Annotated in this window: 18 protein-coding genes and 3 tRNA genes; 6 read left to right on the top strand and 15 right to left on the bottom strand. The window is 66.2% G+C overall.

Annotated features, from left to right (window positions below; genetic code table 11):
* Window positions 1–283: 283 nt before the first annotated feature.
* Window positions 284–1,918: a chaperonin GroEL gene (gene groL / locus BSY239_RS12825; RefSeq protein WP_069047200.1), complete on the bottom strand. Its 1,635-nt coding sequence runs from the start codon at window positions 1,916–1,918 to the stop codon at window positions 284–286.
* Window positions 1,919–2,139: 221 nt separating this feature from the next.
* Here groL and BSY239_RS12830 point away from each other — a divergent pair, with 221 nt between their 5' ends.
* From BSY239_RS12830 to BSY239_RS12840, 3 genes are read left to right on the top strand one after another with little or no spacing between them, the layout of a single operon-like run.
* A complete protein-coding gene (locus tag BSY239_RS12830) occupies window positions 2,140–2,793 on the top strand; it encodes a BON domain-containing protein (protein ID WP_069048974.1) in 654 nt (217 codons plus the stop codon).
* Between the two features lies 1 nt (window position 2,794).
* Window positions 2,795–3,136, top strand: a complete 342-nt coding sequence (locus BSY239_RS12835) for a nitroreductase family protein (protein WP_069047201.1) — start codon at window positions 2,795–2,797, stop codon at window positions 3,134–3,136.
* A 22-nt stretch (window positions 3,137–3,158) separates the two neighbouring features.
* Window positions 3,159–3,617, top strand: coding sequence for a pyridoxamine 5'-phosphate oxidase family protein (locus BSY239_RS12840; RefSeq protein ID WP_069047202.1), 459 nt, complete (start codon window positions 3,159–3,161; stop codon window positions 3,615–3,617).
* 64 nt (window positions 3,618–3,681) lie between these two features.
* Here the strand turns inward: BSY239_RS12840 and BSY239_RS12845 are convergent, their stop codons facing one another.
* The 5 genes from BSY239_RS12845 to BSY239_RS12865 all read right to left on the bottom strand — a co-directional run bounded on the left by BSY239_RS12845 (window position 3,682) and on the right by BSY239_RS12865 (window position 6,635).
* Window positions 3,682–4,818 (bottom strand): polymer-forming cytoskeletal protein, encoded by a 1,137-nt coding sequence (locus BSY239_RS12845; protein ID WP_069047203.1) that lies wholly within the window; start codon window positions 4,816–4,818, stop codon window positions 3,682–3,684.
* Window positions 4,819–4,824: 6 nt separating this feature from the next.
* On the bottom strand, window positions 4,825–5,349 hold the full coding sequence (locus BSY239_RS12850; protein ID WP_069047204.1) for a flavodoxin family protein: 525 nt from the start codon (window positions 5,347–5,349) through the stop codon (window positions 4,825–4,827).
* Window positions 5,350–5,375: 26 nt separating this feature from the next.
* Window positions 5,376–5,801 carry a universal stress protein gene (locus BSY239_RS12855; RefSeq protein ID WP_069047205.1) on the bottom strand — a complete coding sequence of 142 codons (426 nt, stop codon included), beginning with the start codon at window positions 5,799–5,801 and terminating at the stop codon, window positions 5,376–5,378.
* Between the two features lie 16 nt (window positions 5,802–5,817).
* Window positions 5,818–6,282, bottom strand: coding sequence for a hypothetical protein (locus BSY239_RS12860; protein ID WP_156775473.1), 465 nt, complete (start codon window positions 6,280–6,282; stop codon window positions 5,818–5,820).
* Window positions 6,283–6,386: 104 nt separating this feature from the next.
* Window positions 6,387–6,635, bottom strand: a complete 249-nt coding sequence (locus BSY239_RS12865) for a lipoyl domain-containing protein (protein WP_069048975.1) — start codon at window positions 6,633–6,635, stop codon at window positions 6,387–6,389.
* 122 nt (window positions 6,636–6,757) lie between these two features.
* Here BSY239_RS12865 and BSY239_RS12870 point away from each other — a divergent pair, with 122 nt between their 5' ends.
* Window positions 6,758–7,225: a host attachment protein gene (locus tag BSY239_RS12870; protein ID WP_156775474.1), complete on the top strand. Its 468-nt coding sequence runs from the start codon at window positions 6,758–6,760 to the stop codon at window positions 7,223–7,225.
* A gap of 348 nt (window positions 7,226–7,573) precedes the next feature.
* Here the strand turns inward: BSY239_RS12870 and BSY239_RS12875 are convergent.
* The 9 genes from BSY239_RS12875 to folC form a co-directional block, all read right to left on the bottom strand.
* A tRNA-Asp gene (locus BSY239_RS12875) sits at window positions 7,574–7,650 on the bottom strand.
* Window positions 7,651–7,720: 70 nt separating this feature from the next.
* A tRNA-Glu gene (locus tag BSY239_RS12880) sits at window positions 7,721–7,796 on the bottom strand.
* Window positions 7,797–7,910: 114 nt separating this feature from the next.
* Window positions 7,911–7,986, bottom strand: a tRNA-Ala gene (locus BSY239_RS12885).
* A 76-nt stretch (window positions 7,987–8,062) separates the two neighbouring features.
* A complete protein-coding gene (gltX, locus tag BSY239_RS12890; RefSeq protein WP_069047208.1) occupies window positions 8,063–9,451 on the bottom strand; it encodes a glutamate--tRNA ligase in 1,389 nt (462 codons plus the stop codon).
* A gap of 1 nt (window position 9,452) precedes the next feature.
* Window positions 9,453–10,658, bottom strand: a complete 1,206-nt coding sequence (locus BSY239_RS12895; RefSeq protein WP_069047209.1) for an O-succinylhomoserine sulfhydrylase — start codon at window positions 10,656–10,658, stop codon at window positions 9,453–9,455.
* 12 nt (window positions 10,659–10,670) lie between these two features.
* Window positions 10,671–12,176, bottom strand: coding sequence for an amidophosphoribosyltransferase (gene purF / locus BSY239_RS12900; RefSeq protein ID WP_069047210.1), 1,506 nt, complete (start codon window positions 12,174–12,176; stop codon window positions 10,671–10,673).
* A gap of 31 nt (window positions 12,177–12,207) precedes the next feature.
* A complete protein-coding gene (locus BSY239_RS12905; RefSeq protein ID WP_069047211.1) occupies window positions 12,208–12,693 on the bottom strand; it encodes a CvpA family protein in 486 nt (161 codons plus the stop codon).
* A 22-nt stretch (window positions 12,694–12,715) separates the two neighbouring features.
* Entirely contained in the window at window positions 12,716–13,423 is a 708-nt protein-coding gene (locus BSY239_RS12910) for an SPOR domain-containing protein (protein WP_069047212.1), read from the bottom strand.
* A 79-nt stretch (window positions 13,424–13,502) separates the two neighbouring features.
* Window positions 13,503–14,852 (bottom strand): bifunctional tetrahydrofolate synthase/dihydrofolate synthase, encoded by a 1,350-nt coding sequence (folC, locus tag BSY239_RS12915; RefSeq protein WP_069047213.1) that lies wholly within the window; start codon window positions 14,850–14,852, stop codon window positions 13,503–13,505.
* 58 nt (window positions 14,853–14,910) lie between these two features.
* Between folC and BSY239_RS12920 the strand changes: the two genes are divergently transcribed.
* Together BSY239_RS12920 and ppnP are read left to right on the top strand one after the other, a co-directional pair.
* On the top strand, window positions 14,911–15,255 hold the full coding sequence (locus BSY239_RS12920; RefSeq protein WP_069047214.1) for an ArsC family reductase: 345 nt from the start codon (window positions 14,911–14,913) through the stop codon (window positions 15,253–15,255).
* A gap of 64 nt (window positions 15,256–15,319) precedes the next feature.
* Window positions 15,320–15,637: a pyrimidine/purine nucleoside phosphorylase gene (gene ppnP / locus BSY239_RS12925; RefSeq protein ID WP_069047215.1), complete on the top strand. Its 318-nt coding sequence runs from the start codon at window positions 15,320–15,322 to the stop codon at window positions 15,635–15,637.
* Window position 15,638: the final 1 nt, after the last annotated feature.

The following is a 15,638-nucleotide window of genomic DNA, read 5'->3' on the forward strand; positions in this document are numbered from 1 at the left end:
ACCTTTCTGCGGCATCGCCCGCGTGCTTCGGAAACAAGATGGCCCGCCATCCTTTCGAATGGCGGGCCATGGTGAAGGTCCCCGACCCTGCCCTCTCGGGTCGAGCCGGTCTGAGGTTGCCTTCATCCATCCATGGTGTGGGAAACACACCATGGAAACGCCCCCGTCGGGGGGAATCCTCATCTCGCCTCTGTTGTCGGAGGAACATCGGCAACTGCAGTGTGCGCGGACCCCGCAGCGGGTCGTTGAGCACGCTCAACAAAGCCTCAGGTCATGCAGACGCTCAGAACTCCGGCAGGGCCGCTTCGAGGCCTCCGGAGTCGGCACGTCCTTTTGGTTTGGGCGCGTTGGCGATCATGCAGTCGGTGGTCAGCACCAGTGCGGCAATCGAGCCTGCGTTCTGCAGCGCCAGCCGCGTCACCTTGGCGGGGTCGATCACGCCCATCTGCAGCATGTCGCCGTAGGCCAGTGTGGCTGCGTTGTAGCCGTGGTTGCGGTCGGTGGCGTCGTCCACCCGTTGCACCACCACCGAGGGTTCCACGCCGGCGTTGGCCGCGATGCAGCGCAGCGGCTCCTGCAAGGCCTGTTCGACCAGGCGGATGCCCGAGTCGTGGTCCAGCGTCGGTCCACGCAGCGCCTGCAACACGCGGCGGGCCCGCAGCAGCGCCACGCCACCGCCGGGCACCACACCCTCCTCGATCGCGGCGCGCGTGGCGTGCAGTGCATCTTCCACGCGAATCTTGCGCTCCTTCAGTTCGGTCTCGGTGGCCGCGCCCACCTTGATCAACGCCACGCCGCCCGAGAGTTTGGCGATGCGTTCATCCAGCTTCTCGCGGTCGTAGTCGGAGGTGGTGGCGGTGCGTTCCTTGCGCAGGTTGGCCACACGCTCGGCAATGGTCTGCGGGTTGCCGGCGCCGCCGATGAGCGTGGTCTCGTCCTTGGCCACCTCCACCCGCTTGGCACGGCCCAGGTCAGCAAGTTTGACTTTGGCCAGCGACAGGCCCAGCTCATCGCTGACGACCGTGCCACCGGTGAGCACGGCAATGTCCTGCAACATCGCTTTGCGCCGATCGCCGAAACCGGGAGCCTTCACCGCACAGGTCTTGATCGTGCCGCGCATGGTGTTGATGACCAGCGTGGCCAGTGCGTCACTGTCGATGTCTTCGGCGATCACCAGCAGCGGCTGCCCGCTCTTGACCACCTCTTCCAGCAAGGGCAACAGATCCTTCAGGGAAGACAGGCGCTTGTCGCACAGCAGGATCAGCACGCCGTCGAGCAAGGCGGTCTGGCGTTCGGGGTTGTTGATGAAATAGGGCGAGAGAAATCCGCGGTCGAACTGCAGGCCCTCCACCGCTTCGAGCTCGCTGCTCAGACCGGATCCGTCCTCGATGGAGATCGCACCTTCGCGCCCGACCTTGTCGATGGCCTGGGCCAGCAGTTCGCCGATGGAGCGGTCGTTGTTGGCCGAGATGGAGGCCACGTGCGCGATCTCCTGGGAGTCGGCGCAGGGCCGGGCCATGCCGCGCAGCTCGACCACCACCGCGTCGATGGCCTGCTCCATGCCGCGCTTGAGTTCCATCGCGTTCATGCCGCCCGAGAGGTAGCGCAAGCCGTGCTGGATCATGGCGTGGGCCAGCACGGTGGCGGTGGTGGTTCCGTCGCCGGCCATGTCGCTGGTGCGAGACGCCACCTCGCGCAGCAGCTGGGCGCCCATGTTTTCGAACCGGTCCTCCAGCTCGACCGATTTGGCCACGATGACGCCCGAGTTGACGATCTGCGGCGGACCAAAATCCCGTTCGAGAATCACCGTACGGCCACGCGGCCCCAGCGTCACCCTCACGGCATCGGCCAGGGCGTCCACACCCCGGCGGATGCGGGCGCGCGCATCGTCCCTGAACAGCAGCTGTCGAGCGGTCATGATCGATCCTGTCCTTCAAGAATGGGGGAGGTCGTGCACCCAGGTCCCGGCCAGGAGCCTGGTCGACGAACGATCACAGCCTAAGTCAGGCAGGCCGGCGGACGTTGAGCGTGCTCAACATCCAGGAAGGACCGGCAGGCGGCGCCCGCCCATGCATTGCGCAGACTCAATGCAACGGTGAACAGGTCATCAACAATGGCTCGTCCAAGGAGACGCATGCCATGAAGACCGACGCGCAACTCAAGAAGGATGTCGAGGCCGAACTCGACTGGGAACCGGCGGTGGACGCCGCTCACATCGGTGTGGCGGTGAAAGACGGCGTGGTCACGCTCACCGGCCACCTGGAGACGTTTGCCGAGAAGTACGTGGCCGAGCGCGCCGTGCGGCGCGTGGCCGGTGTGCGTGCGATCGCCGAAGAGATCGACGTGAAGCTGGCCCGAGGCCATGTGCGCAGCGACTCCGACATCGCACAAGCCATTGAAAGTGCCTTCTCATGGCACACGCTGATTCCGGGCGACCGTATCCAGGTCAAGGTGGAGCAGGGCTGGGTCACGCTCACCGGGGAAGTCAACTGGGACTACCAGCGACGCATCGCCGAGCAGACCGTACGACCCATCACCGGCGTGCGGGGCGTCACCAACAGCATCACGCTCAAGACGACATCGACACCCACCAACATCACCGAACGCATCGAGCAGGCGCTCAGCCGCCAGGCCGCGCGCGAGGCCAAAGCCATCGAGGTCATCGTGAGCGGCACCACAGCCACGCTGCGCGGCCAGGTGCATTCGTGGGCGGAGCGCAATGCGGCGCAAGGTGCAGCCTTCTCGGCGCCGGGCATCAGCAGCGTTATCAACGAACTGAGAGTGACTGGCTGAGATGGGCCAGATCGCACTCGACCTGCAGTCCGACCTGTTCGTTCTGCCCGCGCCCGTGGTGGCGCCACAGATCTCGCTGGCCGAAGCGCTGCGTCAGCGGCGTTCGGTCCGCGCGTTTTCACTCGAAGCCTTGTCGGCGGAGACACTCTCTGCCTTGCTCTGGGCCGCCTTCGGCATCAACCGGGCCTCCACCGGAACGCAAGACTTTGTGGCCGATGCACCGATCAACCTGGCCCCCGTGGTGCGTGGCCTGGTGGACCGCCGGCGACTTGCTCACGACATGGGTTTGCGCCCCACACAGCGCATCGTTCTGACCCAGACAGTGGGTTGGCCCGCCGACTGAATCCACCGCGAGGAAGGCTGCCATGGACATCGCGATACGACAAAAAATCCTGCAGTTGCTGGACCAGCACCGGATCATGACGGTGGCCACGTTGCGCCCCGATGGTTGGCCCCAGGCCACCACGGTGGGCTACGTGAACAAGGACCTGACGCTGTACTTCCTCTGCGGCCCGGAGAGCCAGAAGGCCAGCAATCTGGCGCAGGATGACCGGCTCTCGCTGACGATCGACCACGACACCCCCGAGCTGATGGAGATCACGGGCCTGTCCATGGCCGCGCGCGCCCAGGTGGTGCACGACCGGGCGGAGGCCGAGGAAGTCTTGCGGCTGATGCCCTTGAAGTACCCACAGGCGCAGGCACAGCCACTGCCCTTCAAGATGCCGACGCCGGACGATATCCGCATCTTCCGCGTGACGCCGGTCGTCATCTCCGTGCTGGACTACACCCAGGGTTTTGGCCACACCGACCTGGTGGTCTGCTGAGCAGGCTGTGAACTGAGGGGCTTGCCCCTGTTCGCCACCGCCAGGGCTGCGGTGGTGCCCTTGCTCAGGTTGCGCCGCCGGGTCGGTTGGCCAGGCGACGGCGCCACTCCAGCACACAGGCCCCCAGCCCGGCGGCCATGGTGACGCTCACCAGCAGCGGCCCCACCACAGGCACCGCGCCCACGACCAGCAGCGCGATCACGGCCACAACCATCCAGCCGTAAGGCACGACCGCACCCGTGGCTTGCGCGGGTGAGGCGTGCGTCGCCAGCCAGCGCGCAGCAAACAAGGCGCCGATCAACCAGCCCAACAGCAGCAGCGGTGGGTACAGCGCCATGACCACCAGGCCCAGCGGAATGCCCAGCAAGGTGAAGAAGAGCAGGACAGCCAGCACCGGCAGGGCCACCAGAAGCCCCACACCCACGCCCAGGGCGCGCCAGGGCTGGGCCTCGATCTGATGCGCCGCCTGGCCCGCGAAACGGGAAAACACGAACAGCACCACGCCGGCCAGGGCCAGCACACCGAGCAGGCCCATGGACAGCGGCATCAACAACCACCAGCCCCCCATGGCGGGCCAGCCGTCCTCGTGCATGGGATGCCTGTCGCCCCAACGCCGGTCTTCATCAAACAGCCGGTCAACGCGCTCCACCGCACCGATCACCACCGCGGCCGGGTCTTGCGTGAGGGTGGTCGCGCTGTGACGCAAGCCACTGCCCACGCGGGCCCGTGGCCCGAGTTCGAGCACCTCCACGGCGGCTTGCACGCTGCCGCCCACCGGGCCGTTGATCACCAGGCGGCGCGCGCGCACATTGAGCGGTCCGTCCACACGGCCGTCCACCCGCACTTCGCCACCGGCCAGCTCGGCGCGGCCCGCCACCTGCGCGGCCTCGTTCAGTTGCAGGTTGCCGCCCGCAGCCATCAGGTCGCCACCAACCGAGCTCTCCAGCGAAACGTCACCGCCGGCTGCGCGCACGTCATCGCCCACCGGGGCGCGCACATCGACGGTTCCGCCCATCAGCAAGGCGTCGTCGGCGACCGCCTGGTCCACCACCACACGCCCGCCCATGGCCATGAAGTCGCCCTTCACGGCGGAAGCGTTGCGCACCGAGGATCCGAACGCCTGCACGTTCCGCTCGACCACCACCGGTTGGGCGAATGCACCGGCCATCGACAGCCCCAAGAGCAGCAACACGGTGCGCATGGTGCGTCAGGCTGGCGCCTGCTCCTGCGTCGGTGGAAGCAACACGGAAATCGCGGGCACGCGCTTGAGTTCGAGCAGAAAGCGGCGCAGCGCAGGGTCGCGCTGGCATTGCGGCACCGCGCGTTCGGTCAGGGCCAGCCGTGCCAGCGCCGGGTGGCCACACAGGCGTTCCAGATCGTCCAGCGCCCTGGCGTGCCCGGAGCCGCCGCAAGTGCAGAACAGCGCCACGTTGTCCAGGGCTGCGCGGTGTCGCAGCACCCAGGTACGCACCGGGCTGGCCACGCCCCAGAACCACACCGGCGTGCCCAGGATCACGAGGTCGTAGTCGCCCGGGCGGCGGCGGCCTCGCTCGATGGCCGGACGCAGGCCCAGCATGGCTTCGAGCGATGAGCGCAGATACCCCACCATGCCCTGGCGTGGGTTGCGGTCATGGATGCGCTCCAGGTCCGCGTGACAGCGGGATGCGATCTGACGGGCCACGAACTCGGTGTGCCCGCTGCGGGAGTAATAGACCACGAGGATGCGGCTCACGTCGGTGCTCCTTTCACACGGCAAGTTCACTTGACCAGCAGCACGGGCACGGCGGAACGGTGCACCACACCCAAGGCCACCGAGCCCAGGAACAGGCTGCCCACCGCACCCATGCCGCGCGTGCCCATGGCGATCTGATCGGCACCTGTTTCGCGCGCCAGCCCCACGATCTCCATGGCCACAGGCCCACTGGTGCCGTGTGTGCCGCGCACCGTGAGGCCTCGGGATCGCGCCAGTTGGGCTGCCTCGTCCAGCAGACGCTCCTGCTGCGTGCGTCGGGCTGTCTCGACCTCCTCCAGGGCCGAGGCCGGGAGTTCGCCGTAGTACACCGAGTTGCTCACATTCACGAGCACCACGGTCATGCCATCGGCTTCGCGCGGCAAGCGCGCGACCGCCTCAATGGCGTTGTTGGCGTGTTCAGAACCATCGATCGCAACCAATACCTTGAACATGGTGCGCTCCCGGTCATCACGGTTGGGCGAGCCAGCTGCCGTCGGGTTGCCGGCAGGCGGTGCCCCACATCTGTTCCACACGCCCGCCGATCACGGCGCTGACCCGGTATTCGCGGCAGGGGCCTTCGTCGCGGGGGTAGGTGCGTGTGGGCACCACGGTGTATTGGTAGCCAGTGTCCGGATTGACCCACTGGCTGGGCACGCCGGTGCGCACGGTCTCCAGGGTCTGTGCGGTCATGTATTTGTCGCGTTCGGCCATCGAGCGGCCGACGCTGCCGCCCACGGCCACGCCCGCGAGCGTGCCCAGGATGACGGCGGCCGTGCGGCCACTGCCCTGGCCAAACTGGGAGCCCACCGCCCCACCCAGCAGACCGCCGATCACCATGCCGCTTTGCTCCTGGGTCACGGGGGCCTGGCAGGCGCCCAACGCAAAGGCGGACAACACAAAGGGCAACGAAGGTTTCAGAAAGCATGTCTTCATGGCGAAGGGGTCCGGCAATGTGGTTGCGTGCAGTGGAGACCTCAGTCTCTGCGGTGCAACCGGCAGCCGGCTTGAGCAGGCTCAATGCCGGCCCAACTGGACCTTCACAAGGGGATGACGCGGACCAGCACCGCACCGCGCGCAAAAAGCTCACCCGCCGGGACCAGGATGGACTCGATCACGCCGCCGTGGGGCGCCGCGATGTCCACCGTCTGCTGCACCAGCCGGGCCCGGGCCAGCAACTCACCCGCATGAACCACGTCGCCCTCGCTCACCAACCAGCGTTCCAGGCGCGCCTGATCGCCGGCCTCCAGCGTCAGCCACAGATGAGGGTCGAGGGTCACATCGTTCATGCAGCACTCCAGCCAGGGCGCCATCTTGCTGCGCGGTCGGGTACACCGACATTGATTGAACGCAACGGTGGGTGCTGCCGGCGGTCCTAGATTGGGTGCCCTCGAACACGGAAGGACTTTTCATGAGAACGCATTGGATTCTGGTGGCCAACGGCTCCGTCGCCCGATTCTTCAGCCGCGCCGATGTGAACGCCCCGCTGATGGCGCTGGAGACCATGGACTTTCCCGCAGGCGGTTTCAAGGACATCGAAAGCGAACGGGACTCCCACCATCTTGAGCGCAGCGACAGCCGTAGCGTCGACGAGCACTTCGAACCGCAAGCCGGCAGTCGCCAGCATCTGTTGCACCAGTTCGCCCGCAAACTGGCACAGCGGCTGGAGGAAGGTCTGGTCGATGGCGAGTGCGAGACCTTCTGGCTGATCGCCCCGAGCCCGCTGCTGAGCGCCATCAAGGGCTGTCTGAACCGGGGTGTGTCTTACCGGTTGAAGTGGACGCACGACGCGGATTTCACCGCGCTGGACGTGGGACAGCTCGAACATCGCCTGCGCGAAGTCCGGGAGCCGCGTGAAATGGGCGTGCCTGCGCACTAGCGGAGAGACCACTGCGGCCGAAACCCGCCAGAGGGCTGCCGCATGAGTCCCCGTATTCAGTTCAGACCAAACGCCCAGGTGGGCGTCCCTCAGTTTCCGGGACGGTTTGCCCAGCCCATCAAACCTTGTCGCAGAAGCCGCTGTGAGAGACCCCAAAAATCCGGCACCCACTTTTCTCGACCAACGTTTGCCACGCTGGCACGCTCCGAACTGGCGCGCTGCGACGCCTGCCGGTCACGGATGGGGCCAACGCCGGGACAAAACGGGGACGATTTCCATTCAGGCAAGAAAAAAGCCCGCTGCTTTCGCATCGGGCTTTATCCAAGCTGTTGATTTACAACGACATTGTGGCGGAGTGGACGGGGCTCGAACCCGCGACCCCCGGCGTGACAGGCCGGTATTCTAACCAACTGAACTACCACTCCTGGTAGATGGCTTTCGTTCTTGCGAACCAAGTGCCAACCACTTGTGCCTGAGTTGCCTTGCGGCAAATTCTGGCGACCCTACGGGGATTCGAACCCCGGTACTCACCGTGAAAGGGTGATGTCCTAGGCCTCTAGACGATAGGGTCAAAACCTTGGACTAACCGAAACGCGACTCTCTTCATCGCGTTTTTGGAAGCCTCGAATTGTAGCATTGGAAGGTGGTGTTCCTTCTTCAACTGCGCCTCGCGGCTCCTGATATTTGGTGGAGGTAAGCGGGATCGAACCGCTGACCTCTTGCATGCCATGCAAGCGCTCTCCCAGCTGAGCTATACCCCCACAGGGTTTGCCGATCTGCTTCGCTGGTTTGATTCAGCGCTGCGTTTCAGCAAGCCTCAAATTATAGGCGATTTTTTCAGGCCTTCTGCAAACGGTCCAGGACTGTTTGACGGTTCTGCAATTCGAGCACGGCATCGAGCGACGGCGTCTGGGCCGTGCCCATCACCAACACACGCACCGGCATGGCGATCTGCGGCATCTTCAGACCGTGCGCCGTGAGCACTTCCTTGATGGCTGCCGAGATACTGGCTTTGTCCCAAGCCACATCGCCGAGCTTGCCCGCCAGCGTAGCCAATGCGGGTCGCACCGCGTCGGTCACGTGCTGCGAGAGCTCGTCCGCGTTGGGCGTGATGTCGGCATAGAAAGCCTGGGCCCATTGGGCCAGCACCACCGTGGTGTCGCAGCGGTCCTTGAACAAGCCGCAGATGCGCGGCAGGCGGTCGTCCACCGTGATGCCTTGCCACTTGAGGTGTTCGGCCACGAGCGGTGCCAGCGCATCGTCGGCCATCGCCTTGAGGTGTTGTGCGTTGACCCAGCGCAGTTTGGCGTCGTCGAACTGCGCCGCGCTGCGGCCCAGGTGATCGAGGTTGAACCACTCCAGGAACTGCGCGCGGCTGAAGATCTCGTCGTCGCCGTGGCTCCAACCCAGACGCGCAAGGTAGTTCACCATCGCGTCGGGCAGGTAGCCTTCGTCGCGGTACTGCGTGACGGGCTTGGCGCCGTTGCGCTTGCTCATCTTCTCGCCCTGCTCGTTGAGCACGGTGGGCAGGTGGGCGTAGACCGGTGGCTCTTTGCCCAGCGCACGAAAGATGTTGATCTGGCGCGGCGTGTTGTTCACGTGGTCGTCACCACGGATCACGTGGGTGATGGCCATGTCGATGTCGTCGACCACCACGCAGAAGTTGTAGGTGGGTGTGCCGTCGGGGCGTGCTATCACGAGGTCGTCGAGTTCGTCGTTGCTGATCTCGATGCGGCCCTTGACCTTGTCGTCCCAGGCCACCACGCCACCCTGCGGGTTCTTGAAGCGCAGCACGGGCTTCACACCTTCGGGCACGGCGGGCAGCACCTTGCCGGGCTCGGGCCGCCAAGTGCCGTCGTAGCGTGGTTTCTCCTTGGCCGCCATCTGCGCTTCGCGCAGCGCGTCGAGCTCGGCCACGCTCATGTAGCAGGGGTACACGAGGCCGGCGCTCACCATCTCGGCGAGCACGGCCTTGTAGCGGTCCATGCGCTGCATTTGGTAGAACGGGCCTTCGTCGTGGTCGAGGCCAAGCCACTTCATGCCTTCGATGATCACGTCCACCGCGGCTTGCGAGGAGCGCTCGAGATCCGTGTCTTCGATGCGCAAGATGAAGACCCCGCCGGTGGAGCGCGCAAACGCCCACGGGTAGAGCGCTGAGCGGATGTTGCCGAGGTGGATGAAGCCGGTGGGCGATGGGGCAAAGCGGGTGCGGACGGTGGTGGTCATGTCAGAGGGTGAGGAGTCCGCGGTCAAGGTCGGTCTGGATGTCTTGGAGATGTTCGAGCCCGACCGCCACGCGGATCAGGCCCTGCACCACGCCGGCGGTCTGGCGCTGTGCTTCGGTCAGGCGGCCGTGGGAGGTGCTGGCGGGGTGCGCCATCAAGGTCTTGGTGTCGCCCAGGTTGGTGGAGAGCGACATGACCTGCAGCGAGTCCAGCACGTGGAAGGCGCGTTGGCGAGCCTGATCCGCGTCGGACGCCCTGACCTCGAACGAGAGCACGGCACCACCGCAACCGGACTGCTGCGCCATGGCGAGCGCATGCTGCGGGTGGCTGGCAAGCCCGGGGTAATGCACGCGGGCCACGGCTGGGTGGTCCTGCAGCCACTGGGCCAGCTGGAGCGCGCGGGCCGATTGCGCCTGCATGCGGATGTCCAGCGTCTCCAGGCCCTTGAGCACGACCCAGGCATTGAACGGCGCAAGCGTCATGCCGGCGCTCTTGAGCACCGGCAAAAACGTCTTGGTCACGAGTTCCTGGCTGGCGCACAGCGCACCGGCCATCACACGGCCCTGGCCATCCAGGTACTTGGTGCCCGAGTGCATGACGATGTCGGCACCCAGCTTCATGGGCAATTGCAGCGCGGGTGTGGCGAAGCAGTTGTCCACGCAGAGCAGCGCGCCGGCGTTGTGCGCAATGTCGGCCAACGCGCGGATGTCGCACACCTCGGTGAGCGGGTTGGTCGGCGTCTCGGCAAACAGCAGCTTGGTGGTCGGCCGAACAGCCGCCTGCCACGCGGCCACATCGGTCTGCGAGACGAAGGTGGACTCCACGCCGAACTTGGCCAGGTCTGTGCCGATGAGTTTGATGGTGGAGCCGAACATGGAGTGCGAACACACCACGTGGTCGCCGGCCTTGAGCAGGCCCATGCACATCATGAGGATGGCGGACATGCCCGAGGCGGTGGAGATGCAGGCCTCGGCGCCTTCGAGCGCGGCCAGGCGCTGCTCGAAGCTGGCCACCGTGGGGTTGCCGTAGCGGCCGTAGGTGAAGCCTTCTTCGTCGCCGGCAAACCGGCGCGCTGCGGCCTCGGCGCTGGGTTGCACGTAGCCGCTCGTGAGGTACAGGGCCTCGGAGTTTTCGCCGTACTGGCTGCGTTCCACGGCCTCGCGCACGGCCAGCGTGTCGCGGTGCAGGTCGGTGTTCTTCTGCGTCATGGGCCGGGGCTTTCAGGCGACCTGTGCGTTGGGCAGGGCCAGGCGCGAGGTGTCTTCTTCGCCCTCTTCGCTCTGGTCGCGGCCCGCGTTCAGGCGCGCGATGTCGGCCAGCGTGATGTCGCCGGTGACGTAAACGCCGTCGAAACACGAGGCGTCAAAACCGGCCAGCTTGGGATTGAGCGACCCGATGGCCTGCTTCATCGCGTCCACGTCCTGGTAGATCAGCGCGTCGCAGCCGATGCTCTCGCGCACCTCTTCCACCGTGCGGTTGTGCGCCACCAGCTCATCGGGCGTGGGCATGTCGATGCCATAGACGTTGGGGTAACGCACCGGGGGCGCGGCGCTGGCCAGGTACACCTTGCGGGCGCCGGCGTCGCGCGCCATCTGCACGATCTCGCGGCTGGTGGTGCCGCGCACGATGGAGTCGTCCACCAGCAGCACGTTGCGGCCCTTGAACTCACTGCCGATCACGTTGAGCTTCTGGCGCACCGACTTCTTGCGCACGCCCTGCCCCGGCATGATGAAGGTCCGGCCCACGTAGCGGTTCTTCACAAAACCTTCGCGATACGGCAGGCCCAGCAACTGGGCCAGCTCCATGGCACTGGGGCGCGACGACTCGGGGATGGGAATGACCACATCGATCTCGTTCGGCGGCACGGTCGAGACCACGCGCTTGGCCAGGGTCACGCCCATGTTGAGGCGGGCCTGGTAGACCGAGATGCCGTCCAGCACCGAGTCGGGCCGGGCCAGGTAGACGTACTCAAAGATGCAGGGGTTGTGGCTGGTCTTCTCGGCGCACTGCTCGAACTGCATCTTGCCGTCCAGGTCGACGAACACCGCTTCACCGGGCAGCACGTCGCGGTCCAGTTCGAAGCCATTGCCCTCCAGCGCCACCGACTCGCTGGCGACCATCACGCCACCCTGGTCGTTGTGGCCCACGCACAGCGGACGGATGCCGAACGGATCACGGAACGCGAGCAAGCCGTGACCGGCGATCAGCGCCACCACCGCATACGAACCCTTGACGCGCTGGTGCACGCCGCGCACGGCAGCGAACACGTCGGCCGGCTTCAGGGTGATGCCGCGCGTGACTTTTTCCAGCTCGTGGGCCAGCACGTTGAGCAAGACCTCGGAGTCGCTGTCGGTGTTGACATGGCGGTGATCGGTCTGAAAGAGTTCCTGGGCCAGCGCTTTGGCGTTGGTCAGGTTGCCGTTGTGCACCAGCACCAGGCCGAACGGCGCGTTCACGTAGAAGGGCTGCGCCTCTTCCTCGCTGAAGGCATTGCCCGCCGTGGGGTAACGCACCTGGCCCAGGCCGCAGAGGCCCGGCAACGCGCGCATGTTGCGGGTGCGAAACACGTCGCGCACCATGCCCTTGGCCTTGTGCATGAAGAACTTGCGGCCCTGCTGGGTGACGATGCCGGCCGCATCCTGGCCGCGGTGCTGCAACAGCAGCAAGGCGTCGTAAATCAGCTGGTTGACTGGCGTTTTGCTGACCACGCCCACGATTCCACACATGTTTCGATCCTCTGAAAAAACTCAAACTCTGCTAGGCGATATATCGGGCCACCGGCTCGGGCAACAAGGGCTTGATCGCGTGCAAGGTGGCCACCAGCGTGTCGGCCACCGCCGAGTCCTGCCACCAGGGGGCATCGCGCAGCGGCGACATGCTCACCACCACCGCGAACGCCAGCAGCATCACCACACCGCGCGCCAGCCCGAAGGCGCTCCCCAGAACCCGGTCCACCGGCCGCAGACCGACCGACGCCACCAGCTTCTTGACCAACCACGCGAGCAATCCGCCTGCGAACGCCACCGCGATGAACACCACCAGAAATCCCGCGGCCAGTTGCAGCGGAGGCGACAAACCGTCCAGCGGCAACACCAGCGCAACCTCATCGGCATAGGCCTGCGCGAGCACAAAGGCCGCCACCCAGCTGGCCACCGAGAGCACCTCGTACACCAGGCCACGCCACGCGCCGAGCAACACCGACAGCAACAACACCGTCAGCAGCAAACCATCCGTCAACCCCATGCAGCCATCGTCCGTGGGCGCATCACAGCGTGAGCACGGCCGCGGGCAAGCCCAGGGCCTTCACGCGGGCCGCAGCCTTGTCGGCCTCGGCGCGGCTGTTGTACGGCCCCAGGCGCACGCGGATGCGGCGACCTTCCGACGTTTCGGCCACATGGGTGTAGGTCTTGAGCCCGGCGGCTTCGAGTTTCTGGCGCACCGTGCGGGCACCCGCTTCTTCGGAGAACGCCCCCACCTGCACGACCAGGCGCTCGGCGGCTGCGGCGGCGGCTGGTGCGGCGGCCGTGGCAGCGGGTGGGGTGGCGGTTTTGCCTTCGAGCAAGGCGCGGGCGCGGTCGGCGTCGGCCGGTGCGGGGGCAGGAGCGACCTTGGCGGGCTCGGCTGCGGGTTTGGGCGGTGCAGCGGCTTCCACCACCTCTTCGCGCGCACTCAGGGTTTCGCGGGCTTCAACGCTGGGTGCCGGTGGCTTGGCCGTGGCAGGCGCCGCTGCGGCGGCCTTGGCCGGCGGCTTCACAGCGGGCGCGGGCGTGCTCTTGGCCGGAATCTCGATCGGAATGTCGACCGAAATCGGGCGCGGCTGTGTGTCGAACAACAGGGGGAAGCCCACCACACCCAGCAGCACCAGAACACTGGCGCCGATCAGGCGGTGGCGCGCACGCCGGCGCACGGCGTCAATGCTTTGCGGCGGCGGTGTCGATGGATTGCCCTGTGAGCCTGAACGGGATTTGAACATTCGGGTGGGAACCATGGCGCCAAAGGAGGCCTGGCGAGGGGCGCGACACGGGAGCGGTCGGGAAAGCTCGGAGGAAGGGTCAGGAGGGCAGGTGTTTGGCAGACAAGCGGGGCACACCGTCCTGCAGAACACCCCCCACGGTGAAGAACGATCCGAAGACCACGATTCTATCAGCGGGGTCCGCGTGGGAGACCGCTGCGTGCAGCGCCTCCATGGGGCTGGTGTGGCAGCCGGCCACCGTGCTTTTGGCCGTGGCAGGGTGGACTTTGAGGGTCTCGGCCAGGGCGGCGGCGGTGCTGGCGCGGGGCAACGGCAGGTCGGTCAGGTGCCAGCGGTCGATGAGTGGCGCGATGCGCTCGAGCATGGCGCCCAGGTCCTTGTCGGCCATGGCACCGAACACCGCGTGGGTGGTGGGGTAGTAGCCCATGGCATCAAGGTTTTCGGTGAGTGCGGCCACCGAATGCGGGTTGTGTGCCACATCGAGCACCAGGGTGGGGGTGCCGGGCACGATCTGGAAGCGCCCGGGCAGCTCCACCAGCGCCAGGCCGTTGCGCACCGCCTGGGCCGTCACGGGCAGTTTCGACCGCAAGGCCTCCACCGCTCCCAGCACGCCCGAGGCGTTCACCAGCTGGTTGGCGCCGCGCAGCGCCGGGTAAGCCAGCCCGGCGTATCGCCGCCCGCCGTGCGAAGGATGCATCGCCCAGCCCCATTGCTGCTGGTCGCCAGCAAAATGGAAATCCTTGCCGATGCGCCAGAGATCGGCGCCGATTTCCAGCGCACGGTCCAGCACACTTTGCGGCGGCACCGGGTCGCTCACCACCACCGGGCGGCCGGTGCGCATGATGCCGGCCTTCTCGTAGCCGATGGCTTCGCGGTCGTTGCCCAGCAGGGCCATGTGGTCCAGCGCGATGCAGGTGATGACGGCGCAATCGGTGTCGATGATGTTCACCGCGTCCAGCCGCCCCCCCAGGCCCACCTCCAGAATCGCCACGTCCAGGCCGGCGCGCGACAGCGTGCGCAGGATGGCCAGCGTGGTGAATTCAAAGTAGCTCAGGCTGATTTCGTCTTCCCCGCCCTGCCCCTTGCGCGCTTCTTCCACCTCGGCGAACGCCGGCAGCAGGTCGTCGGTGGCCACGGGTTCACCGGCGATGCGGCAGCGCTCTTCAAAGTGCACCAGATGCGGCGAGGTGTAGACGCCGGTGCGGTAACCCGACTGGGTGTACACGGCCTCCAGCATGGCGCAGGTGCTGCCCTTGCCGTTGGTGCCGGCCACGGTGATCACCGGGCAGGTGAGCGCCAGCCCCATGCGCTGCGCCACGCGCTGCACGCGCTCCAGCCCCATGTCGATGGTGACCGGGTGCAGGCGTTCGGCGTGGGCCAGCCACTCGGGCAGTGTGGTGGGGTGGGGAGGCAGTGCGATGTTGAGCATGGGTGGATTGTCCCATCGGGTTCACGACCCTCGGCGCCATCACCGACAATCCCGTTCCATGATCACTGTCTACGGCATCCCCAACTGCGACACCGTCAAAAAGGCCCGCGCCTGGTTGACCGACCAGGGTGTTGAACATCACTTTCACGATTTCAAGAAACAGGGCGTTCCCGAGGTCGAGCTCGACCGCTGGCTGGCCGCCGTGGGCTGGGAAACCGTCATCAACCGCAAGGGCACGACCTGGCGCCAGCTGGACGAAACCGTGCGGGCCGGCGTGTCCGATGCGGCCAGCGCACGGGCGGTGGCACTGGCGAATCCGAGCGTGATCAAGCGCCCGGTGGTGCAATGGACCGACGGCATCACGGTGGGTTTTGATGCCGCTGCCTGGCAAGCCCGCCTCTGACTCCCGGCGAACCCACAGACCCCGCGGCCTAAAATCGCGGTTTCGTTTTTCACACCCCAGCACCATGAGCACCACCCACTTCGACGGCGTCACCGTCAACACCCAGGCCAGCGTGTACTTCGACGGCAAGTGCGTCAGCCACGGCATCACCTTCGCCGACGGCACGAAAAAATCGGTCGGCGTGGTGCTGCCCGCCACGCTCACGTTCAACACCGGCGCACCCGAGATCATGGAATGCGTGGCCGGCGGTTGTGAATACAAACTGGCCGGCACCGAGGCCTGGATCAAGTCCGGCCCTGGCGACAAGTTCAGCGTGCCCGGCAACAGCAGCTTCGACATCCGCGTGACGGAGCCCTACCACTACATCTGCCACTTCGGCTGAA

The organism is Hydrogenophaga sp. RAC07 (assembly GCF_001713375.1).
GTDB lineage: Bacteria > Pseudomonadota > Gammaproteobacteria > Burkholderiales > Burkholderiaceae_C > Hydrogenophaga.